This window comes from Simplicispira suum (genome assembly GCF_003008595.1).
Classification (GTDB): domain Bacteria; phylum Pseudomonadota; class Gammaproteobacteria; order Burkholderiales; family Burkholderiaceae_C; genus Simplicispira; species Simplicispira suum.
In genome coordinates this window covers 3,131,559-3,153,398 of sequence record NZ_CP027669.1, presented here as the reverse complement: position 1 = coordinate 3,153,398, position 21,840 = coordinate 3,131,559, and the positions used below count along the sequence as shown (strand labels likewise).

The following is a 21,840-nucleotide window of genomic DNA, read 5'->3' as shown; positions in this document are numbered from 1 at the left end:
TTTTAGCAATGCGCATGCCAGTTTATGCAAGCTGTTGATTTGTAAGCATAAATAATTTCCTTAAGCTCATTTTTATAGCATTCTCATATTGACTCATGCTGTAATGCTATTGATTCATTTTCTGATGGTGCGTGCAGCACGGTAGGCGTGACTCAGTGTGGTGCGGCCAACCCCAGAATCGGGCGCTGCCCCAGCAGGTCAATGCAGGTCAATGCCGCTCTCCTTAGGGGGGGGCGAGGTCGTGGAGGGCTCAAGGGCCGTCGATGCCTATATCAGCCTCTGTGCCGAGAAGGCCGCGATCGGTCGCGTGCTGCTGCCATGAACCACAAGCTCGGCTAGGATGGCGCCGACAACTGGCACCAATTGGAAGCCGTGGCCGGAGAACCCGAAGGCATGAAAAACACCGCGGGCACTCGGCGAGGCACCGATGACGGGCAGCAGGTCGCGCGTCTTGGCCTCCATGCCCGTCCAGGTGCGCACGATCCGAACAGGGCCAATCGTGTGGAATAAGTCGATGGCGGCCTGTGCGCCCTTAGCCAACTCGGCGAAGTGCACATAACTCTTCTGACCGGGGATGTCGGCGCGTCCCTGCAGACCGCCACCGATGACCAAAGTGCCTTGATCGGACTGCTTCAGCGACAGTGGCCGGCCGACCACGCTGACCACCGGCTTGAGCACCGGCGCGATGCGTTCGGTGACGATCATCATTGAAGCCTTGTGGCCTAGCGAAAAGTTGTCTCCTACGAGGGCGGCGACGTGCGCAGCCCAGGCCCCGGCCGCGTTGACGACGGCTGGCGCGACGACATCGCGGCCGTCGGCGCATACGCGCCAGTCAGGGCCGGCGTGTTCGATGGCGTTTACGCCGCAGCCCTCGTGAATCACTACGCCGGCCACCTCGGCGCTGCGCCGAAAGGCCTGCAAAGTGCGGTGGGGGTCGGCCGCACCATCGCGTCGCGCCACCAGCGCGCCAACGCAGTGGTCGGAAATGCCGGGCAACAGACGCAGCAGTTCAGCGCGGTCGATGAGTTCTTCATGCGTATAGCCGGCGACCCGCATTGCTGCCAGGCGCTTTTCCAGCACCGAAAGGTGCTGCGGGAACTCGGCCACGTTCATCTGGCCATGGGAATGAAAACCGCAGTCATCGCCTACCAACGACGCGATGCTGTGCCACATGTCCATCGCTTCGAGCGATATCGGTATCTCGGCTGGATCTCGGTTTAGCGTGCGTACACCCGCGGCCGTGGCGCCAGACGCATGCCGGCCGACCCAGGATTTCTCCAGCAGCACTACGCGCTGGCCTGCACGAGCCAGGTGCATCGCTGCAGACAGGCCGTGCAGCCCACCGCCGATGACAACGACATCGGCTATCTCGTGGGGCGTGGATGTGCTCATAGCGAGGGCTTCGCGATGGGGTATTGGGCTGGCGTGGAGAGGTGCATGGCGCGGCTGATCGTGTTGGAAGCACTCTTTGATTGGGCTTGGAATCCTTGGCCTACACTGCGGTTGACCGGAAGCCCTATTTTGTTGAAATGCAAACCAAAGAACCATCGCCTGTGGTCAGAGATGCATACATGCAGGTTATGAGTCTCGGCTGGTTCGTCGGAATTTTCCCGACTGGTAGCTGACTTCGACGTCACAGTAAAACGTCGCCACAATCGCAACGCAACGCCATTTCGTTAGGACACAAGGTCGACAATGCCCACCCCAGTTCCGACTCACCGCATGATCGAGGCCTTCCGCGCTGCCATGCTGTCGGGCGGCATCAGCGCCGCGGCCGATTCCCTGGGCATGTCCCAGCCCTCGCTCAGCCGGCTCATCGCCGACCTTCAGAAAATTGTCGGCTTGCAACTCTTCGTCAAGCAAGGACGCAGTGTCAAACCGACAGAAGAGGCCATCGCGCTCATGGACAAGGTGCAGCAGTCGTTCCTTGGACTGGAAGAGATCAAGCGGTTTTCCGATCAGTTGCGCACCCGACGCATGGGCCGGCTCACCGTGTGTGCGCTGCCGGCCCTCGGACATTCGATGCTGCCTGCAGCCATCGACTTCCTGCGCCAGCGCCACCCGCAGGTCGTAGTCTCACTGGAAATCGCTAGTTCCATCCACGTAGCTGGGCAAGTGCGCAACCGCCAGGCCGACCTAGGTTTCTCTTCGCAGGGCATCGCACTGGAAGAAGTGGAAACTGTGGCCGAGTTGGGGGGCGAATGTGTTTGCATTGCGCCGGCGGGCGGCCTTCCTGCCGAATGGCGCCACGTCGATCTGACTCGCTTGGCCGGCCGACCCTTCGTCTCGCTGAGAGGATCCATCCAGCACCGTCTAGACGTGCTGATGGCCGACAACCCGGGTGGGCTGGACGTTGTAGCTGAGGCTGGCCTGTCGCTGTCAGTGAGCGAACTAGTACTGCGCGGTCTTGGCATCTCCGTGGTCGATCCCTTTACCGGTGTACTGCACCGTCAGCGCGGGGGCCTATGTCTGCCGTTCCGCCCTTCCGTTCCTTTCCGCGTCAAGGCGCTAGCGTTGGGCGACACACGGCTAAGCGCGCCAGCTAAAGATTTACTTGCTCACCTACAGGCCGCCGCCGACGCACTCCACACGGTGAACATCGCTACCTGAAAATTTCGAAAACCCTCTCCGTCGTCCCTGCATCACCATTCGCCCTGCCCATGGACAACAGAATCACCCTGCGCCATCTCGAAGCCTTCCGCGCGGTCATGGTGCGCAAGACAGTCACCGCAGCGGCTGACATGCTCGGTATCACGCAGCCTGTCGTCACCCGACTTCTATCCGACCTGGAAGAGCGCATAGCGATCACTCTTTTCACGCGCGAGCGTGGTCGCCTTGTTCCAACGGCAGAGGCCGCGCTGCTCTTCAACGACGTAAACCAGTCGCTCATGGGCATAGAACGGATCGCCAATGCTGCCTCCAGCATCAAGGCCCTCAAGCTCGGCCACCTGGAGATCGCGGCCTCGCCTTCGATGGCGCTGACCTTCCTACCGCATGCAATTGCCAGCTTCTCGCAGGAACATCCCAACGTTCTGGTATCCCTTCACATGCACAGTTCGCCCACCGTGCTAGACATGGTACAGACCAACCGCTGTGATCTTGGCTTCGCTCACGTGCCAATGCGCACAACGCGCCACGGCAACAGCGAGATATTGGTTTCCACACGCAAGGTCAGCGTGGTGCCAGTGGGGCACCGGCTGGCGGGTAAGTCCGTTCTGCGTCCGGAAGACTTCGAGGGCGAGAGTTTTGTGTCCTATGCGCCGTCGATGGAGGCGCGCATGCGCATCGATTCACTCATGCTTTCCTATGGTGTGAACCGTCGCATCGTGGTCGAGACGGCAGTTTCTTCCGTCGTTGTGCGGCTGGTCGAAACCGGCATGGGCGTGTCAATCATCGACGCGATGACAGCGAGCTACTACCGGGGATCGCTGCTATCCATGATCCCTTTCGAGGACTCGATAGTCGACAGCCACTCGCTGATCATCTCTAAGCGCAACGCGTCTACGCTCATCCTCAAGCCCTTCATCGACCACGTACGGCGCGAGATCCGTCGCACCGTGCCGGCCAAACTGCTGGCCCAAAGTCCGCTCGCCGTGTAGCAAAGAGCTGCCTCGCCTTGGTCGATGAACTTGCTGCCTGCTCCACAGTGAGGCACGCTTCATACGCGGCCGAACAGGGATACGAGCCAACGACGGTGTTGCACTGAAATGTTAGACCTGGCTAGTGCCTGTTAACACAAACCGCGAAGTCCATCCACCACCAAGACAAAGCTGAGGAAGCCGAGAAACATGGCGTCGAGCTTTTCGAACCGGGAGAAGATTCGCCGATAGCCTTTCAGGCGCCGGAACAACCGCTCGACTTCATTGCGCCGCCGGTACATGGCCCGGTCGTATTCCCAGGGGTCGAGGCGTGTCCGCGTTGGAGGAACGACGGGAATGAACCCCATGTCCAGGGCCAATTGTCGTGTTTCGTTTCCTTCGTACGCACGGTCCATGAGCAGGTGGATTGGCCGACTCGTTGGCCCCAAGCTTTGCAGGAGGCGGCGGCCCTCAGGGGCATCATGCGCCTGTCCGGGCGACAGACTGAAAGTCACGGCCGTTCGAGCATCCGCGGCAACCAGATGAACCTTGGTGTTCCATCCGCCTCGGGACTTCCCGATGGATTGAGGGCCGTTTTTTTTAACGCGCCGGTGCCATCTGGATGAACCTTGATGCTGGTGGAGTCGAGCGAAACGGCTTCGATGCGAATGCGCACTACCTGCTCGCGCTGGAGCTCCTGGAACATCTTGTCCAGCACACCAGCCTTCTCCCAGCGGCGCATGCGTGTGTAGATGGTGTGCCAGTTGCCAAACCTTTTGGGCAGGCCACGCCATTTGCAACCGTGCTCAGCCACGTAAAGCATGGCATTGACCACCTGAAGGTTGGTCATGCTGACGTTACCGCGTTGAGTCGGCAGGCAGTGTGCGATACGAGCAAACTGTTCGAGCGTAATTTCCATGCCTGCCAGTGTCGCCCATCAACCCCATTTAGGAAATTAGTGTTAACACGCCCTAAATCGGCGTTGACACCTGCATCACCTTGCACATGCGCCGCACGCTGTATTGCTGCGCGTGCTGCTTGATGAACGCGTACCTCACCCGGACTGCCTGGCAAAGTACGCGGCCTTGGATTCAACCCGTCGCTGCAACGGCTCGCTGAAGTCTACTTGCAGGCGTTTCATAGTCCAGCGTCTTTCGAGGTCTCGTGTTCAGCCGCATGGAGATAGCATCCAGATCCGCTTGACTGTAGACCGAGAGGTCAGCTCCCTTGGGCAAGTACTGACGCACCAGCCCGTTCGTGTTCTCGTTGGTGCCACGCTGCCATGGGCTTCGTGGATCACAGAAGAACACATCGACCTCAGTGGCCATCGAGAACATCCGATGCTGGGCCAGCTCCATGCCTCGGTCCCAGGTCAGCGATTTCATCGAGCCTTCTGGGAGTCGCTTGACTTCGCGCGTCAACGCCTGCACTACGCTGGCCGTGTCCTTGCCATCGACCTGGACCAGCAGCGCGAAACGTGAATGACGCTCCACCAGCGTTGCAATGTGGCTATTCTTTGCCCCCGTGACCAAGTCACCTTCCCAATGACCAGGAACGGCGCGGTCCTCGATCTGCGCGGGACGATCGAGGATGGACACCGCGTCAGGGATCTGCCCTCGAGGCGATGCCTTGCCCAGGCCTGCGCGCGTTCGCCGCATGGAGCGGCGAGTACGAAGATGAGCCATCAATTCCTTCTTCAGCACCCCACGGGCCTGTACGAAGAGGCTGCGATAGATCGTCTCGTGCGACACCTGCATGCGCTCAGTATCGGGGTGTTCTCGTCGCAGCCATCCAGCGATTTGCTGAGGAGACCACTGCAACGCCAGCTTCTGGGACACGAGCCGGGCCAGCTCAGGATTGAGCGCCAGGGCACAGGGCTGAGGTCGGCGCGCCTGCTCCCAGGCCCGCCCATCGGCCAGTGCTGCACGATATCGCTCGGCACCGCCATTGCGATGGATCTCTCGGCTGACCGTTGAAGGCGATCGGCCAAGTTCCGCGGCGATCTGCCTGCATGAATGACCGGCCGCCAGACCGCGAGAGATCTGCTCGCGCTCGTGTGTCGTCAAGGCTGAGGCGGCCCGTTTGCGCGCCGGGCTGTAGATGCCGCCGCCCAACGCGAGCACCCCATGCACCGACCCAGGGTGCTTGAACAATGCACGACCGATGTCGCTGATGGAATCCCCTGCCTTCCATCGCTCCCACAACTCTCGCCGCTGCGCATCCGACAGTCCGGGACGTCCCAATCTCGCCATGAATATCTTCCTCGCTGCACACTTGTATCAAAGGTGTTGCAGCGACGGGTTGAATCCAAGGCGGCCTTTTTTAGGATGTCGCGCTCCTCGGTCACGCGCTTTAGTTCGGCCTTTAGGCGCCTCAGCTCCTCGGTCTGGGACGTCTGGATCTGTCGTTCTGGCGCGGGCACTGCATAGACCTTGATCCACTTGTACAGGCTGTGCTGGCTTACGCCGATCCGGGCAGATACATCGGCCACCCGGTGACCTCGCTCCGTGATCTGCTTGACCGCTTCGATCTTGAATTCTTCGGGATATGGCTGCTTTGTCATGGCACCTCCTATTGGGCCTCAGGTTTGAGGCTCGAAGGTGTCTAGTTCAGCCGGGTCGATTCAGTCGGCGGCAACAAACACGCGCCATGATCCAGAATTAAGCCGGCGCTGCGTGGTGTAGCGGCTGACCTCTTCGCAGTCGCGCCCGGGCCCTGCTCTCTCGGCCCCGCGTTCTTCGCGCATGCGCTGGCGCTTTGGCACGAGCTACAGGTTGCATCCGAGCCCTTGCTCCACGTGGCCACGCCGATCCCCATCTTTGAGGCCGCCCTTCCCTCAAGGCGCACCTTTCCCGCCAGGTAAGACCCGGCTTGGGTGTGAGCAGCTCGCCTACCCACTTCGCGCCAACTTGCCCCGTTGGGAGGGAGAGGATTTGCACCCCCGACACGTCACTTGAAGAAGGAACTCAGCCACTCGTGGATTGTGTCAATTCCACGCGCCCGCCCGCTTGCGCTAAGACGATCACCAACACCGGAATCAGATTCAGACGCGTTGGCATGGGCACCCTCATGGGCCATGTGCAGTTCTTCGGGAGCCCATCGACCCCCACGGTTGCAAAGCCGTATCACCACCCTCCTACGTGCTCCACCCGCCCCATTCGGCAGATGCTACACACGCACTGGTCGCTAGCCAGTTGGGTTTCACTATCTCAAGCACTCGCTCTCTCTCTTGCCAGGAGCCTCTCGCCCCCACCTTCCTTTTCCTCTCTTTCGTATTGCATTCCGCTTCGGCCCAGCGTGCAGTGTTCCGCTTCCTCGACAAGGTGCCCACCGGGTTGCTTTCCACAACTCCCCAGCAGTCTCTCGTCTCGGTCGCAGCCCCACTCTCGCAGTAGCTTCGCAGTTCGCCTTGTGGTTGTTGACCAGGGTCTCCCCAGCCTTGCTTTGTCGTTCAGGTGCCCTTGCGATCGGCCGTTGCAGCCGTCCTCGCACCCTTCTTCGTGTCGCTCAATCTGCCTGATTCGTAGGCAAAAGTAGCTCGAATTTCTTCACTGATTCAGTTCTGTGTAAAGCGCTGTAGTGACGAAAATTCGTAAGTCGTTGTCAGCATTTGAGCTAATCGAGCTTTTTCCGACACTCTGTGGTGAGCTGTAGTGAATCGCATCAGAGAGCACTACTCCCGAGGGAGTGCAGGCGCAACAAAAAAAACGGACCGACCCAAGTCGCCGCATGTTGAACCCACCGAGAGTGCTATTTCAAATGTTCCCGCAATTGCGGAGTTGGAAAGCGTGCGCAGCCTAGCTAACCGCGCTCGGGGGAAAGCTTAGGTCAGACCAAGCGAATCAGCAAGCGCAAATGCTGTCGAAACAAAGCAAGTATTTGACGCTCTTGCGCCCTATGGCAATCAGACACTTCTGCCGTGCAGAAAAACGGAGCAGAGTCCGGAAAACCTGACGATTCTCAATTTTCTGCACCAGCGTCCGTTTTTCTTCACCAGAGTCAGTTTTTTTACACCAGCGTTCAGAAGTGTTCACGCTGGTGCAGATTTCTACACGGCGCCAACCTTTCAACCTCTTGCCATTACCTTATGCGTTCTTACCAATCTGACGAAGACCGTTGCCAGCTCAATACCAAAAGGCCGTCCATCAGGGTGCGCATCACGATTCGTCCTGATGATTTTGGGCTGCTTGGACTGTACCTTCATCTCTCTCAAATTTCCTCGGACCTTGGGAGGGCAACCGCCTTGCGAGGTGTCCTGTCGTTGGGCATTGCATGCCCATCACCTACGGAGCTGCCCGAGAACATTGATCGGCTACCAGCCATTGCAGTACGAATGACCATCATAGCCAGGGATCTAGGGCTCGAAAACCTGCACGATGAGCTGCTGCTGCTTCCGACCGATTTGCATAGACGGATTCATCTGAAAGACAAGATCACAAAAATTCAGATCGGGGCCAATGAATCGAAAAGTGCGATGGGTATTCAGATGGTCAAAATTAATAGGTCTTCATCGGTCGATCCTTCGCAGTCGAAGCCCGCCCACCAAGAGTTTGATGCAACGCAAGCGCCGGGGTTTCAGAGCGGTCAGTTCTCGAATTTCTCAGCAGGAGAGCCCATTTCCGAAAGCGCGACGCTGACTACGCAGAAACCAACCAGCAACCAGGAATTCAAAAGGCGCATGCGCGACGCTTCCAGAGCCTTTGATATTTGAACGACAGCACCAGAAGGAATTTTCATGGCAAACACGGTTATCGGCATTGATGTTGGATACGGAAACACAAAGGCAGTATGGAGTCACTCGCTAGACAAGGCTGGACGCGAGCGCTGGGGCGAAACCTGCTTTCGCTCCATCGCCCCTCTGGCGACGATTGACGAAGAAAGTATGGGCGGCGGTACGAACCCGGAAAGGATTCGCATTGAAATGAAGGGCAAGCATTACTACGCCGGCCCGGCCGCTGCCCTGGGGATCGAAGCCCGTGGATTGGACCCTAATTACATCGAATCCGACGAGCACGAAGTGCTCTTGCGTGCCAGTCTTTATATGGCCATGCGCGAAAAGGGCGAGGTCTTTGAGGAAATCGACATGCTTGTGGTTGGACTGCCCGTATCTGGTTTTTCTGCCCGTGGAAAGCGGCTGCGGGAAATCGCTTTGCTTGAGCGTGAGGTTCCCATCCCACCGCATTTGCGTGGCGCAGGAATGCCGGTCACGGTCACTGTGCGCGCGAAACAGGTCAAGGTCTTGCCGCAGCCGTTTGGCGGCCTGCGCTATGCCGCTCAGACGCTGCCCGCAACCGATGAACTGTTCTCCGAACGCGCTTTGTCGATGGTGATTGATCCGGGATACCGGACCTTTGACTGGTTTGTCGCCAATGGCATGCGTCCCGAGATGAAACTCAGCGGCTCATTCGACGGTGGCGTCTCCAGTCTTTTGCGTCAAGTCAGCCAGAAGATCGGCTACGACCACAGCACCGGCAGTCTTGAATTCGACCAGGTGGAAGAAGGGTTGCTGCGCGGCTCGATCAACGGCGCGATCACCGTGCAGGCCCCGCACTGGTTTCTGGAGGATCTCGACGGCTACTTCGAGTGCAACGCCTGAACGCCCGAGGCCGAGCCTGCCGAAGCCAGCGAAGCCGAGCGACCGGCCAAATTTAGCCGGTCGAAAGACAACAGAAATCACGCATTTTTGGCTGGTCAGGTACGCTTTGATACAAGTCAACACCGCTCGCCTTCTGCTGGTGGCAGGATGCGCGAGACAAATCAGAACAGGGCACAGAGGGGACAACGAATGAGCAGCAGGAGAGAAGACGAGCAAAATATAAAGCTCCTCTTCAATTGATTTTCATGGTTGTGCTGGTGCCCGTCCACGCAATCGGCTTCCCGATCAAGATGTTGGCAACGCGCTTCTTGCGCAGCACCATCGAAGACTTGCTCGAATACCAAACGATCCAGGCGGAACGGCTGAAGCTACTGTCTGTCGGGACAATGATTTTGGCATTTCTGCCCGCGTATTGGGCAGGTCTTTCTATTATCGTGTTTTTCGCAAACAATGAACAGTTTCAAAACGCGACATTGAGATCTGGAACCTCGGCGATCCTTGGCGCACTTGCCTGTTTCCTCGCTTTGATCGCCTACGCGGTCGCTAAAAGCATCTACGCGCTGCTAGATACTCCAGCGTTTGAGATGAAGCTCAAGGGGCATGAAGCGGAATGCACCGTTTCAAAATACCTGGCCGCGTCCTTTCTTCCTCAAAACGGCTGGCGTGTTTTCAACGACTGTCTGTTTGTCTTTAACCGCGACCAGCCCAACGAATGGTCGGCAGAAGTCGATCACATCGTTGTTGGCGGTAGAGCGATTTTTCTGGTGGAAACGAAATACAAGTCGGGAACGATCTACGCCGATCCACATGCCGATCTATGGAATGTGACGCGGTTTGACAGAAGCAGCACCATGCGCAACGCGCTCAAACAATCGCAAAACTCAGCCCGAGCACTCCAGCAGCATCTTGGCATTTCGGGAGCGAATTTCATCCCGGTCGTGGCTTTTGTTGGAACAGATGCGGCAGTCGTTGGCGGGCCTTCCAATGTGGTTCACTTCGCCGACTCAGCCAACGTCATTATCTCTATCGACAACACCATTGAGTACAGAGGAATGAATCACGACCAAGCCGTTCAGACCATCGAGCGAACGTGCGTGAAAGATGCCGCTTCCATGAAACGGCACATTCTTCGTGCGAAAGCAAAGACGGTGGAGAACGAGAGAATGAAAATTTTTGAAAACGCTGTTTTCTAGGAATGCGGTTTTCTCACAGTTTTCTGTGCAAAGCGCGCACAGAAATTTGACTCCGAATGTTCGTCCTGTATTCTTGCATCAAGAGCAGGAAAACTTTAACCGGCTCTCAACCAAATTTTTAATCAGGAGATACTCAAAATGAAGAACAGCAATTTTGCACTGATCGTCGCCGCTGCGGCGGCACTCGCAGCCTGCGGTGGTGGTGGCGATGATTCGGCACCCGATGCCGGCCCGAGCGTTACCCCTGGCACGCTCAATACGACTTCCGTCCCCGGCGCATATACCGACCCCGACCGCAAATACGCCTTTGACACGCTGAACAAGGTGCGCGGCATTACCGGCGTCGGTTTTCTGAAGCAGCACCCGGCGCTGGACAATGCGGCGCAGGCGCATGCGGATTATTTTCGGGACAAGCCTGGGCAATACGGACACAATGAAGTGCCGGGCGCATTCGGTTTTACGGGTGCAACCCCGGCCGACCGGGCTCGCCATTTCAGCTATCCGTTCGATGCCGGTGAAGTGGCTGTTGGCAGCGCCAACACCATGCAATCCGTTTTTGGGCTGCTTGGCGTTCCTTACCACTCATTGCCAATGCTTGCTTCCTATTCTGATCTTGGAGTAGGCATCTCGCGGAACTGGATGCTGGTTATGGAATTGGGAAAACGGGACTCCCAATTGCTGGATTCGGCTTTCGTCGCTGTCTATCCCTGCAACAACATCCAGGTCAACGTCCAAGCACAAGGCTATGAAGAACCACTGCCTTCCGTCCTGAACGGCAAGCAGGACTTTGGTTACAGCAGCGTGGCGCTGGTGCGACCTGGGCAGAAGTTGGAAGTGACCTCCTGGGAACTGAAGGACGCGAGCGGCAATCTGGTACCTACGGTGCTCATGACCCAGGCGAACGACAAGAACGGCATGGTTCAGGCCAACCAAGCCAGCCTGATCCCGCTCAACGCCCTGCCCCGCACGGTGTCGAGCTACACCAGCGTGCTCAAGGGCAAGAACAACGGCGTGCCGTTCGAGAAGTCCTGCACCTGGCGCACGGTGGTTGGCGAAACTGTGCCGGCCAACTGAGCCAGTGCATGCGCCATAAAAAAACCGCCCCTCGGGGCGGTTTTGTTTATTTGCGAAGCCTTTACCAGGAACCGCCATCCCCATCACCGCCATCTCCATCGGCACCGCCGCCATCCCCATCGGCACCGCTGCTACCAAACCCGTAGCAAGCACCATTGTTGGCGCTACCATCTCCAAACCCAATCCAATACCCACAGCTTGGTCCGCCTGAAGTGAGGTAACCACATGAATCATAGACGCAGATGGGAGGCGTCGGAGGCGTCCAAGGGCACCCACTGGACGGCATTACTCTCCCATCCGGGCAATACTGCACCGGTGGCGGCGGCGGTGGCGGTGGCGGTGGCGGCGGCGCTGCCGGGCTTCCACCACCGGCACCCGCACCACCCGCAGGCGCGGGATCGGGCACGCAGAACATGCCTTGCACGCCCCCCGCCGAGTAGCCGGGAGGGCAGTTGGAACCACCGCCTGAATAGCAGCCCGGCCCACCATACAAACAGGGATTAGTAGGCGCTTGTTGCACGGATGGGCATGTACCGTTCGACATGGCGGAACCATCGGGGCAAGTGTCAACAGGTGTTGTTGGGGTAGACGGAACTTGCGGGCACATCCCATTTACCGGATGCAGCCCCGTGGCGACGCAAATCAGATCTTCGGGATCGCGGCAACCGTTGGCGCCGGGAAGGCCGTTGGGGTCGCCACGAGGCTCACGGCGGAAGAAGGGAATGAACGCGCAACTCTCTGCCATGGCCGTTGTTTCTTCCAGGCAATGGGGCGGCACGCCGCACCAGAAGGGCACCGAACTGGCCTCATCGCTCGTCCTGATCCGGCGCAAGCCACCGGGCACATTGCACCCCTCGATCGGAAGCGCGGCGCGCAAATCGATCATGCCCTCTTTGGATGGATCCCAACTGAACAGGCCGTTGGCGCCTATGCCAGCCCAGGCGCTGGTCCCCGAAAAGGCCAGAAGGGATGCCAAGGCAAAAAATGCCAGAAGCCGTTTGAAGAAATTGCGCACAGTGCTCTCCCAGGATCAGATGAACCAACGAGAGAATTTTTGTTCGGCGCGTGCGGGTTGGGGTGGTCGAATGAACGGGGGTTCTTGCAAGGAATCAATCGGCCCGATCTGCGAATGATTTTCCAGTCCTGCCTCGTGCAAAAGTGCAACGCGGCCTAAGTCGCAATGGCATATACAATACGGCATATACCATCGGAGATACGCCATGACCGCTCTATCGCGTTCCTCTCGGCCTAAAGAGGCAAAGCTTTTTCGCAACAACCGCAGTCAGGCGGTACGCATCCCGGTCGAATTCGAGCTTCCCGGTGATCGCGTGCTGATCCACCGTGAGGGCGACAGGCTGGTCATTGAACCCGTGACCCGGCCCACCAACATCATCGAACTGCTGGCCCAGTGGCGACAAGAGCCACCGCTCGGGCCAGAAGATCAATTCCCGAGCATCGAGGACGCCCCGGCCCGACCGGAGGACATATTTTGAACGGCTACCTGCTGGACACCAACATCATCAGCGACCTCATCCGCAATCCTTCAGGCCCTGCTGCCCGGCACATCGAAAGTATCGGGAGCAAGAACATCTACACCAGCATCATCGTCGCGGCGGAGCTGCGCTATGGGTGCGCCAAGAAAGCCTCGCCCAAACTCCTGGCCAAGGTGGAAGGCTTGCTCGAAACCATTCCTGTGCTCCCGCTGGACGTTCCTGCGGATGGCAAATACGGCGCAGTCCGTGCTGAGCTGGAGGCTGCTGGCTTGCCCATCGGCGCCAATGACCTGTTGATCGCTGCGCATGCCTGCGCCCTGGGATTGACGCTGGTGACCGGCAACCTGCGTGAGTTCAGCCGCATCCCTGGCTTGGCGTTAGAAAACTGGCAGTAGGCGCTGCGCGGGCCGCCGTGTGAGAAGCGCCCGGCGCATCGGCTATGCGCCCTGCCCCTCGTTCAAAATCCCCGACTCGGGCATGCGCGTGATCCCGGTCTCGACCAGGAAGGGCGAGAGCGGCGCCTTGCCCGCCGCGCTGATGAAAAGCATTTTGCGCGCCCGCGTCATCGCCACATAGAACAGGCGCCGCTCTTCTTGGATGCTGCTCGACTCGTCCGGAAACACGCCATCCTCAGCACCCAGAATCCAGACCTCATCGAACTCCAGCCCTTTCGAGCCATGCGCCGTGAGCAGCACCACCGGGTTGCCACCGGGCTTCTTGTCCTCGCTCGGCGCGGCGATCATTTCCTTGATGCGCTGCACGCGGGCGCGCATCTCCCCTGGCCCGTCCTTGCCCTCCTGGGTGCCTTGACCACTCTTGTGCGTGGAGCGGGCAAACACATTGCAGACGATCTCCAGCGTGGCCTTGCTGCGCTTGTCGTCCGTGTGCTCGGTGAGCAGTCGCAGGATTTTGTCGAGCACGTAGTCCACGCCGCCCGATTCCAGCACCTGTGACCACTCCACGAATCGGCGCTCAATGTGGGCAAACGCCCGCTTGCCGTTGGGCGAGAGATCGACCTGTTTCCTGCCGGCCTTGGTCTTGGGCTTGAGCAGGTTGGCGCCGTAGTGCGCATGCAGCGCCTTGAGGTCGTCTTCGCTCACCCCGCACCAGGACAGCAGCACATCGGCATCGCGCGCATCCAGGCCCAGCAGAGCCGACATGGCCGCCAGGAACACGGCCATCTCGCTCGACTTGAGAACGGAGCCCCCCTCGCTGCGCGTGTAGGTAACCTGGTGCTTGATGCACTCGGCCTCCAAGTCGTCCAGACGCTTGTTGGTGCGGGCCAGCACGCCAAAGCTGCGCCCCGCCCGCAGGGCATGCCGTGCGCGTTCACAACCGGCCTCAGCCTCGCGCAGGCGCTCGCCATAGCGCTCCCAGGTTGCCAGGCCTCCAGCACCCTTGAAGGACGTAAGCGCCTTGTCCATGCGCTCCTTGTTGAGTGCAATGAGCTTGGCGGCAGGGGCCAGCACCTCGGCGTGCGAGCGGTAGTTGATGCCTAGAACGACCGTCTCGGCGCGCAACTGCTGCGCAAAATCGGTCATGCCCTTGTAGCCCAGCGCCCGGCGAAACCCATAGATGCTCTGGTCGTCGTCGCCTACGGCCGTGAGCACCGAAGCCTTGCGGTGGTGCATGGCCCACTTGAACTGCGCAAGATCGGTGCCCTGAAATTCATCGATCAGCAAATGGTCGCACTGCAACGGGCTGATCACTCCCTGGTCCAGCGCCTCGTTGGTCTTGAGCAGAATGTCCTGAAAATCGATGACCCCGTGGCGTCCCATGATGTCCTGGTACGTCGCGGCCAACTCGGCATGCCGCTGGGTCTCGGGCTTGGAGTGGCCAGATTTGATGCCCTCGATGACTGCGGTCGCCTCTTCGATGGTCAGTTCGAGTTCGGCGTGCTCAATGGCGCGGGCAACGAAGCCTCGGCGGCTTCCCTCGCGCACGATCTCCCAGGGGCGGCTCAAGCGCGAGTGGCCCTTGCGCAGAATGTCCGCGCCCATGGCGGTCTTTTGCTTGCCGGGGAACGCCATCAGCAGATCGATGCTGTGAAAGGTACCCACGAGCAGCATGGACACCGCCTGCTGCCCAGCAATCGCCAGGATGCGCTCGCGCAGCTCCAGGGCCGCGTCTCGGGTGAACGTCACGGCCGTCACGCTCTTGCCGCGCGAGAGCAGCAAGGCGGCCTTGACGGCCAGGGTCTTGGTCTTGCCCGAGCCTGGGGCGGCAATCGCCAGGCAGTGCCCGTCATGCAATGCGACGGCCTTTTGCTGGGGATTGAGCCCATCGAGTTGGGCGGCGAGCTTGCTGTCCATGCGCGGCTTTCGATATCGACCAAAAAAAACACCCGGACGCGCCGGGTGAAAGGGGGAGGACTGAGAAAAAAAGGGGTTAGTCGGCGAGCGCTTCGGCAGGCTCCGCACGGGCCGGTTCGGCCTCTTGCATGGCAGGCGCCGGGCTGGCAGCGTGGCCATCGTTGCGTTCATTCGCGGCGGCCATAGAGCGGCGGCTCATGCCCATGATGATGGTCACGCAATGCTTGTTCAGCGCAGCAAACAGGCGGCGCTCGCGCAGGCGCACTTCGCTGATCTGCGAGGAAGTGGTGCAGGCGTTGAATTCCATCTCGCACATGCGCCGGATGGCCTCGTCCCAGTGCTGCGCGGCTTCAGCCAGGGCGAGGGTGCTGCGGGACTTGACCTGGAACTTCACTTCCAGGGCGGGAGCAAGGTAGTGCGGCTCGATCCACATGAAGTTCTCAGCACGCCCCTTTTGCGACAGCTCGGCCGCGACGGCAGCGGCTTGGCGGCCTTCCTGCACGTAGGTATCGCACATTTCCTGAATCGACTGCTGGAGTTTCTCGATCTGCGCATCGCTCATGAAGTGCCGACCGATGCGGCCCACCAGATGGATCGTCTTGTCGGTCAGGCCGAGGAAGCGCGTGACGGACGAGGCAATGTGCGGGTCGAAAATCTTGATCTCGCGGTCCACCACCATGACGCCGGAATAGACGCGCTCCAGCTCCTTGAGACCCTGCTGGCGCTGGCGAGCCGCCCGGCGAATGAACAGTTGAACGCGGTCTTCCTTGCGTGCGGCACGCTCGGCGTCGCTCATCTCGGCGGCCGGTGCTGGCTCAACCAAAGCCGCTGCCGAAGGCTGCTGGGCGTTGATGGTCTCACGGGCGAGCTGGGTGGCTTCGTCCAGCTCTTCGATCACCTGATGCGCCGCAGCGTGGGCGGTCTGGTCGATGGCAGATTTTTCGGCTTTCATGGGCATTTCGTGAAGGTTGTGGTTGGGACCATTCTGGAGTCACCACTTCTGCCCGATTTGTCGAATGACGGCGTAAAATCGTCACGAGTCGGAATTCGCACCTTTTTGTTGAAAATTTGGCCGATGATCGGCGCCCCACTCTGCGCGTTGGAAACCTCGCGGTTTTAACGCAACATTCGACGCGAAACCGTGAAAAAATTAAATTTTAATTATAATGGGTATTCTAACAAGGACGGTGTTAGATCTCTTAATACCTAATACTATCTAATAATATAATATTCTATAATAATACTAACGTATTACTATAGAATATAATATTACGATAGTATCTCCCTATTATAAATTTGTTATCTATAATATAGATTTTTATTTTTTGTTTTGGTTTTTGTTTTTAAATTACGTTCGTTTTTTATTTAAGAGCAGTCGAATACCGCTTTTCCGTGAAGTGGTTTTGCATGCGCTGCGCTTGTTAAGGTGCGTCCGTTCTGGCGCAACCTCCCCACCCCCTCTTAGAGTCGTCACTGATCTGCGCACGCGCGGGACCGGCTAAATTTGGCCGGTCGCAGACTGCGGGCGACAAGACATACGCGCTCGCAACGTGCGCGCGAGAGGCTCACAACGCTTTTTTTTGAGCCACCGGCCAAATTTAGCCGGTCGAAACAGGCGCCGTAGCCCGTAGTTTTCGCTGCTGCCGGCACTACCCCATCACGGCTTTGCTGAATTTTTGAGCACGCAGGAACGACACACCGGCCAAATTTAGCCGGTTGAAACAGGCGCTGTAAACGGTAGTTTTCGCTGCTGGCCGCACTACCCCATCACGGCTTTGCTGAATTCTCAAGCACCGGCACGACCGGCTAAATTTAGCCGGTCGAAAGGCGAACTTTTTGATAGCGATCAAGCTTTTTTCCAGAATTTTTCTATGTCTCCTTGCGAGCCAAGTAAATGTATGTCTGAAAAAAGACGTCGGTGCGCTGCTCTTCTATCTCTGGTTCGTTGGGCGCTTATTGAATGGCGCATTTTCGTTCCGTCGCCTGACTGGTCTACCGTATAGGCATTTCCTCTTGGGTAAGAAAGTCGGTCTGAGGACACCGCTCAAATTTGACTTCGCGCTGCCACATGAGATCTTTGGCTGGCCAAACCCACAGATCGTCTGCCCGGGTGGCATCCAATTCACTGGAAAGCATCATGCACAGCAAATCTACCGAAACCACTCTCTCCTCCATCTCGGGCGCGCAAGGCCCTGCGCCTTCTCCAACGACTCTCCTGCGCAGCCTCCCTGTGGCTCCCCTCCAAGAGCCCGAGTTCATCTGCTGGGAGGACTCGGGCCTGGCCGGCTCCCAGGCCGCCCTGGCCTGCGCACTCGGCGGCCTCCAAGCCCAGGTGGCCGACTCCATCCTGCCGGCACTGCTCAATTCCGAACTGTCCGCGCAGCTGCGCCAGCTGGACCAGAGCATCCTGGAGCGCCGTCTGGAGCGAGAGCAGCTCGCCTTGTCGAACGTGGGTTTTCGCATCCAGGCGGTGCTGGAGGTCGCACGCAGGGTACGGGCGCTGTTTGCACAGGCACCCAATGCCCATATTCTGTCTGAGCCGCTTCCCGCGCAGCTGACCCAAGACCTGGAGCTGGCCGGCATCCACTGGGAGGGACGTGTTTCCCTTGCCACCTGGGCGGCCCATGTGGAGGCTGCGCTCCGGCGCCTGCAGCGCGAGCGCCATGCGCTCGAGCTTCTCAAGCGGGAATTGCAGGAGGAGCTTGAGCTGGTGACAGTACAGACGGAGGTAGGAGCTGTACTTGCCACCGGCGCCCAGCACCTGCTCACGCACCTGCAGGCCAGCGATTCATCTGCACCGGAGAAAGGCCGCACCCAGGAGCACCTGCAGGCGCATGTGTACCAGCCGCTCGGCAAGGATTGGTACTGGCTACTCGACCCGCAGGGGGAGAACGACGGCGAGACGTGAGCGATGGCTGCCCGAATGCCCGAGAGGGCCTACTCCCACGGGAAATGGGGCAGGTCTAGCCTTCAGGGACCACAAGCAGCGCTCGGTCCCCGTGCGCTGGCCACAACCCCGCAGCCGATCCAGAAAGTACCGTGATGCCAATCCAACCCAACGACGCAATCGACGGCGAAGTCAAACCCGAGGGTTGAAGGCAAGCACAAGTTGAGCGACCTGTTCCTCTTGAGTCAGTTGATCAGGATGTTCTTGCTGGCCATGAGGGCGATCTCGAACTCAAGGGGGGCCTATTCAATCGGTTGCCGGATCAGAGTCTTGTTCATTAAGCGCTGGTCGAAAACGACGATTTTCACCTTCTCATTTGGCAAAAAACCAGCGGCGTTAGGTAATAAATTAGCAACAACAAATTCGTTAGTTACAGCCAAACAATGCTCCCCGAAAACCAACCGGCCCCACAAAAACTGCCAGCCCCTCTTCGGGTAACTATCACCCGGTGCGGCAGGGGGAACAGCGTAACCAAACTGGCAAAGATTACGGCTCGTTCACGCGCCTCCGCCCGCGGAGGTAATCTGACGCAGGCGATTAAGCAACCGGCGGCCTGGGCGGCCAGGCTTCAAGCTTCGATTTGCACGACATCAATTGCATTCCGCCGCCTCCCACAACAGGAGAGCACGTGAAGAGCCTGCAGCCAATCATCACCCTGACGCCGCTCTATCTGGCGCGGGAGGATGCTGCCAAATTCCTCTCTATCTCAGTCAGCACACTTGAGAAAATGGCAGCGCGTGGCGAAGCCCCGAAGCCACGCCTTATCAGCAAGGGGCGCACAGCCTGGCTAACGGAAGAACTTGTAGCCTGGGGTCGCACCCTTCCCGTGTCCGACGCCTTGCCCGTTCCAAACAGCGGCTATGGCAGGGCAGGCAAGCCCGAGTCTGCGGGCACCAGGCCTTCAAGAAAGTCCGAGAGTTTCCGCAGCCAGTAAATTCGCTCGGCGTCGTAGGTGTAGGCGTTGTAGGTGTCGACGATCTGGGTAGGCAGATGCCCCATGATGGCCTCTGCGATTTCATGCACACAGCCGAGTTGCGCCAGGAAAGTACGGGCCGTTTTGCGAAGGTGATGAGGTGTCCAGCCTGATACCGGGAGGACAGGCCTACCAGGACGCGCCTTGGACTTGATTGAATAGGGCTGGAGATCGTAGACGTAGGTTGAAAAATCGTGCTGGGTGTATTGCTCTCCGCGCGCATCTTCAAACAACAGACCGGAAGCGCCTGCATGTGCCTTGCGGCGCTCCATGACCTCCCGGGCCCGTCCGAATAAAGGCACGCGGAGATCCACCGAATCGGCAAACCGCGCGTTCTTCGTGGACCTCTTTGGGATGGTCCACCACAACACCTTTCCGTCGTGGCGAAGATGCTCGGGCTTAGCCCCAAAAATCTCCACGCCACGCGTCGCCGTCCACAAGTACATCAACACCCCATCGCGCGCCAGGTCGTGCATATTGGGCAGCCAACCCAATAAGGAAGTGACCTCAGGGACTGGTAATACACGACGTTGGCGCCCAACGTGCTCGCCTCCAATGTTTTTTCCTTTGCTGCGGAGCTTGCCTCGCAGAACTTCGCGCCACCAGTTGGGCGTTTCGGGCAAATCGCCTTTGTCCTGCGCATATTCCCAGGCAGCCCCCATCAAGCTACGCAACTTGGCCGCTGCGGCTGGGTATGCCTTGCGCCCGTCGATCACGGCAAAAGCCTTGTCGCGCTTGAGATGCAGCGCAGGCATAGCAGCAAACTCGGGGTCTTCGTTCAATAGACGCAGCAGCGCCCGTTTCGCCGCCGTTGCTCCCTTCTCTGATCTCGTCTGCGTGAGCGGCCCAAGCGCGTAGTTCATCACGACACTTCGTACTGTGGGTGCCTCGCAAGCGTCAGATTCGCCCGCCCTCACCAATACTTGCCGCGCCTCACGCTTTGCCCCCACGAGGTCCACTCCGGCTGCACGCTCTGCGCTTAACACTCTCCACTTGCCGACGGCCTCCTGCACGGACATGACCGGCCACTGCCCGATGCCCACTTGTTTCATGCGCCCATTGAGGTCCTTGTAGCGGTATGTCCAGGAACGTCGTGTTGTGGACGCCTCCAATCGAAGGCCAGGACAACCATCCAATAAAAGATGCCGGCCAGGCTGTAGTAGCTTGGCCGCGCGGGCATCGAAGAACATGCGCCTATACTCCCGTCCATGATCGGCCAAGCCACAAGCCGGGCCAGAAGCGTAGGAACCGAGAAAAGTTACGCCAGAACCTACGCCTGAAGCGTAAGTATAGTGATGCCGACGGAGGCAAAGCTAGGTTGCTACGACTTTTACGACGCTAAAGAAACACGAATAAAATCAGGTACTTACGTCATAAGTAGTTGATTTTAAAGGAACCGGATAGACGCGGGTGTAGTTCAATGGTAGAACGGCAGCTTCCCAAGCTTCATACGAGGGTTCGATTCCCTTCACCCGCTCCAGTTCTCAAGCGCCTGGCCAGCATGGCCCTCTGCGCACTGCTGGGTTGGAACCACGCTGCCTCGGCGCAGCCCATGGACGGCAAGCCCGTGGTGGCGGTTCTCCAGCCCAACCCCGTCCCGTTTTCTGAATCTTTGCTGCACAGCCTCAAACTCCCGCCGGGCTTTGAGATTTCCGTCTTTGCCCAGGGCCTGGGCAATGTGCGCTGGCTGCAGGTAGCGGCCAATGGCGACGTCTATGCCAGCCGCCGCGCGCAGGGCGAGGTCCTTCTGCTGCGCGACACCGATGGCGATGGCGTGGCCGACGTGCAGACAACCGTGGCGCGCATCGGGCGGGTGCACGGCTTGCTGCTGCACGACAACAAGCTGTTCATGGTGTCAGACCGCGCACTGGACGTGGCCGAGGTGCAGAGCGACGGTACATTGTCCAAGCCCCGGCGCCTGCTGGCCGATCTGCCCGAAGGCGGCAACCACCCGCGCCGCACGCTGGGCATGGGGCCGGACGGCTGGCTGTACCTGAGCGTGGGCTCGACCTGCAACAACTGCCTTGAAGCCAACCCCGAGCACGCCACGCTGCTGCGCCTGCGGCCCGATGGCAGCCAGCGCGAAATCTTTGCCCGCGGCCTGCGCAACACCATGGGCTTTGGCTGGCAGCCCAAAACGGGTCAGCTCTACGGCTTTGACCACGGCTCGGACATGCGCGGCGACGACCAGCCGCCCGAAGAGCTCAACGCCATCGTGCAAGGCAGGCACTACGGCTGGCCCTGGTGCCTGGGCGCGCGGGTGCCCGACCCGGTGCAGCCGCAAGACCCGCCGGGCACCAGCAAAAAAGACTTTTGCCCCGGCACCGAGGCCCCCGCCGCCACGACCACCGCCCATTCAGCGCCGATTGGCTTTTTGTTCTACACCGGCACGCAGTTTCCCAAGGACTACCAGGGCGACGGCTTTGTCGCCATGCGCGGCTCCTGGAACCGCTCCAGGCCCAGCGGCTACCGCGTGCTGCGCGTGCGCTTTGGCGCCGATGGCAAGCCCATGGGCATGCAAGACTTTGTCACCGGCTGGCTGCTGGACACCCAGCCGCCCACGCAGTTCGGCCGCATCGCCGGCCTCGCCGTGGCGCAGGACGGCTCGCTGTTGATAGCCGAAGACCAGAACGGCGTAATTTACCGCGTGCGCTATACCGACCGCTGAGCGCTT

At 59.2% G+C, this 21,840-nt stretch carries 17 protein-coding genes, 1 tRNA gene and 1 pseudogene; 12 read left to right on the top strand and 7 right to left on the bottom strand.

Annotated features, from left to right (window positions below; all coding sequences use genetic code 11):
• Nucleotides 1-267: 267 nt before the first annotated feature.
• A complete protein-coding gene (locus tag C6571_RS14635; protein ID WP_106447341.1) occupies nt 268-1,392 on the bottom strand; it encodes an NAD(P)/FAD-dependent oxidoreductase in 1,125 nt (374 codons plus the stop codon).
• Nucleotides 1,393-1,695: 303 nt separating this feature from the next.
• On the opposite strand from C6571_RS14635, the gene C6571_RS14630 reads away from it, so the two are divergent.
• Together C6571_RS14630 and C6571_RS14625 are read left to right on the top strand one after the other, a co-directional pair.
• Nucleotides 1,696-2,610, top strand: a complete 915-nt coding sequence (locus C6571_RS14630) for a LysR substrate-binding domain-containing protein (protein WP_106447340.1) — start codon at nt 1,696-1,698, stop codon at nt 2,608-2,610.
• 50 nt (nt 2,611-2,660) lie between these two features.
• Nucleotides 2,661-3,599 (top strand): LysR substrate-binding domain-containing protein, encoded by a 939-nt coding sequence (locus C6571_RS14625; RefSeq protein ID WP_106447339.1) that lies wholly within the window; start codon nt 2,661-2,663, stop codon nt 3,597-3,599.
• Between the two features lie 131 nt (nt 3,600-3,730).
• Here the strand turns inward: C6571_RS14625 and C6571_RS14620 are convergent.
• The 3 genes and pseudogenes from C6571_RS14620 to C6571_RS14610 form a co-directional block, all read right to left on the bottom strand.
• A protein-coding gene (locus tag C6571_RS14620; RefSeq protein WP_106447338.1) for an IS5 family transposase occupies nt 3,731-4,497 on the bottom strand; the annotation gives its coding sequence in 2 pieces (ribosomal slippage) (nt 3,731-4,182 and nt 4,182-4,497; 768 coding nt in all).
• Nucleotides 4,498-4,669: 172 nt separating this feature from the next.
• On the bottom strand, nt 4,670-5,830 hold the full coding sequence (locus C6571_RS14615; RefSeq protein ID WP_106447337.1) for an IS30 family transposase: 1,161 nt from the start codon (nt 5,828-5,830) through the stop codon (nt 4,670-4,672).
• 65 nt (nt 5,831-5,895) lie between these two features.
• Nucleotides 5,896-6,141: pseudogene (locus C6571_RS14610) on the bottom strand (transposase); the annotation flags it as partial.
• A 1,524-nt stretch (nt 6,142-7,665) separates the two neighbouring features.
• Here C6571_RS14610 and C6571_RS19530 point away from each other — a divergent pair.
• The 7 genes from C6571_RS19530 to C6571_RS14575 all read left to right on the top strand — a co-directional run bounded on the left by C6571_RS19530 (nt 7,666) and on the right by C6571_RS14575 (nt 13,329).
• A complete protein-coding gene (locus C6571_RS19530) occupies nt 7,666-8,289 on the top strand; it encodes a hypothetical protein (protein WP_146139343.1) in 624 nt (207 codons plus the stop codon).
• A 24-nt stretch (nt 8,290-8,313) separates the two neighbouring features.
• Nucleotides 8,314-9,174, top strand: a complete 861-nt coding sequence (locus C6571_RS14600) for a ParM/StbA family protein (protein WP_106447335.1) — start codon at nt 8,314-8,316, stop codon at nt 9,172-9,174.
• Between the two features lie 245 nt (nt 9,175-9,419).
• The gene (locus tag C6571_RS14595) at nt 9,420-10,367 is read left to right on the top strand and encodes a nuclease-related domain-containing protein (protein ID WP_106447334.1); all 948 of its coding nucleotides are present in this window, start codon (nt 9,420-9,422) and stop codon (nt 10,365-10,367) included.
• A 138-nt stretch (nt 10,368-10,505) separates the two neighbouring features.
• Complete coding sequence (locus C6571_RS14590; RefSeq protein ID WP_106447333.1) at nt 10,506-11,441, top strand: CAP domain-containing protein; 936 nt, start codon at nt 10,506-10,508, stop codon at nt 11,439-11,441.
• A gap of 722 nt (nt 11,442-12,163) precedes the next feature.
• On the top strand, nt 12,164-12,574 hold the full coding sequence (locus C6571_RS14585) for a hypothetical protein (protein WP_146139342.1): 411 nt from the start codon (nt 12,164-12,166) through the stop codon (nt 12,572-12,574).
• Nucleotides 12,575-12,661: 87 nt separating this feature from the next.
• Entirely contained in the window at nt 12,662-12,934 is a 273-nt protein-coding gene (locus C6571_RS14580) for an antitoxin (RefSeq protein WP_106447331.1), read from the top strand.
• Nucleotides 12,931-13,329 (top strand): type II toxin-antitoxin system VapC family toxin, encoded by a 399-nt coding sequence (locus C6571_RS14575; RefSeq protein ID WP_106447330.1) that lies wholly within the window; start codon nt 12,931-12,933, stop codon nt 13,327-13,329. The genes C6571_RS14580 and C6571_RS14575 overlap by 4 nt, the downstream gene beginning before the upstream one ends.
• Nucleotides 13,330-13,371: 42 nt before the next feature.
• Here C6571_RS14575 and C6571_RS14570 read toward each other — a convergent pair whose 3' ends face one another.
• Nucleotides 13,372-15,246, bottom strand: a complete 1,875-nt coding sequence (locus tag C6571_RS14570; RefSeq protein WP_106447329.1) for an ATP-dependent helicase — start codon at nt 15,244-15,246, stop codon at nt 13,372-13,374.
• Nucleotides 15,247-15,322: 76 nt separating this feature from the next.
• Entirely contained in the window at nt 15,323-16,198 is an 876-nt protein-coding gene (locus tag C6571_RS14565; RefSeq protein ID WP_146139341.1) for a hypothetical protein, read from the bottom strand.
• A gap of 1,185 nt (nt 16,199-17,383) precedes the next feature.
• Here C6571_RS14565 and C6571_RS14560 point away from each other — a divergent pair.
• Nucleotides 17,384-18,154: a hypothetical protein gene (locus tag C6571_RS14560; protein WP_146139340.1), complete on the top strand. Its 771-nt coding sequence runs from the start codon at nt 17,384-17,386 to the stop codon at nt 18,152-18,154.
• A gap of 897 nt (nt 18,155-19,051) precedes the next feature.
• Here C6571_RS14560 and C6571_RS14555 read toward each other — a convergent pair.
• Nucleotides 19,052-20,356: a tyrosine-type recombinase/integrase gene (locus tag C6571_RS14555; protein ID WP_106447326.1), complete on the bottom strand. Its 1,305-nt coding sequence runs from the start codon at nt 20,354-20,356 to the stop codon at nt 19,052-19,054.
• Between the two features lie 216 nt (nt 20,357-20,572).
• Between C6571_RS14555 and C6571_RS14550 the strand changes: the two genes are divergently transcribed.
• Nucleotides 20,573-20,646: transfer RNA gene (locus C6571_RS14550), tRNA-Gly, on the top strand.
• Nucleotides 20,647-20,667: 21 nt separating this feature from the next.
• A complete protein-coding gene (locus C6571_RS14545; protein ID WP_106447325.1) occupies nt 20,668-21,834 on the top strand; it encodes a PQQ-dependent sugar dehydrogenase in 1,167 nt (388 codons plus the stop codon).
• Nucleotides 21,835-21,840 lie beyond the last annotated feature (6 nt).